The 1,122-nt window shown below is 46.4% G+C and carries 1 protein-coding gene; it reads right to left on the bottom strand.

The genetic code is table 11. From position 1 onward, the window contains the following. Positions 1–108: 108 nt before the first annotated feature. Positions 109–1,122: malic enzyme-like NAD(P)-binding protein (locus R8269_RS25605; RefSeq protein WP_025621370.1), on the bottom strand; the 1,014-nt coding region annotated here is incomplete at its 5' end.

Here is a 1,122-nt window from a genome sequence, read left to right as displayed (position 1 = left end):
TTGCTTACAAATTCATCCGCTTTAGGAGCTGCGCCGGGGCAGTTTTTGGAGATATAAAAAATGGGACGTCAATGCGTCCCATTTTTGTGTTCAATGTGGCTGAGTAAATTACTCTGCCATGTAGTTTTCTGGCATCTCGATACGAGCAACACCGGAATCTACTGCCGCTTGAGCTACCGCTTTTGCTACGCGAGGTAGCAGACGTGGATCCATTGGCTTAGGAATGATGTAGTCGCTACCAAATTCTAGCTTCTCAACACCTGCAGCTTTTAGTACCGATTCAGGCACAGGCTCTTTTGCCAATGCACGAATTGCGTCAACTGCTGCCAGCTTCATGTCGTCATTGATTTCACTCGCACGTACATCTAACGCACCACGGAAAATGAAAGGGAAACACAACACGTTGTTCACTTGGTTTGGATAATCACTGCGACCAGTACCCATAATTAAGTCATCACGCACTGCGTGTGCTAGCTCAGGTTTGATTTCAGGATCTGGGTTCGAACAAGCAAATACAACTGGCTTGTCAGCCATGAGTTTCAACGCTTCTGGTGGCAACAGATTTGGACCAGATACACCTAAGAATAGGTCTGCACCTTCGATCACATCTTCTAGTGTGCGCTTATCTGTATTGTTTGCGAACAGTTGCTTGTACTCATTCAGATCATCACGACGAGTATGGATCACCCCTTTGCGATCCAGCATGTAGATCTTCTCGCGCATTGCGCCACACTTGATAAGCAGCTCCATACACGCAACGGCTGCAGCACCAGCACCAAGACAAACAATCGTTGAATCTTCAAGCTTCTTACCCTGCAGCTCGATAGCATTGAGCATACCTGCAGCTGTCACGATAGCCGTACCATGTTGATCATCGTGGAATACTGGTACGTCACAACGCTCAATCAAACGCTTTTCAATTTCAAAACAGTCTGGTGCTTTGATGTCTTCAAGGTTGATACCACCGAAAGTGTCAGCAATGTTCGCAACCGTATCAACGAACTCGTCGATCGTGCGATGCTTCACTTCAATATCAATTGAATCAAGGCCAGCAAAACGCTTAAACAGTAACGCTTTACCTTCCATTACAGGCTTAGAGGCAAGTGGGCCAAGATTACCTAG

The organism is Vibrio sp. Vb0667, from assembly GCF_033391095.1.
Note: the sequence above shows the minus strand (reverse complement) of the source record. Positions and strands in the feature narration are given on the sequence as shown.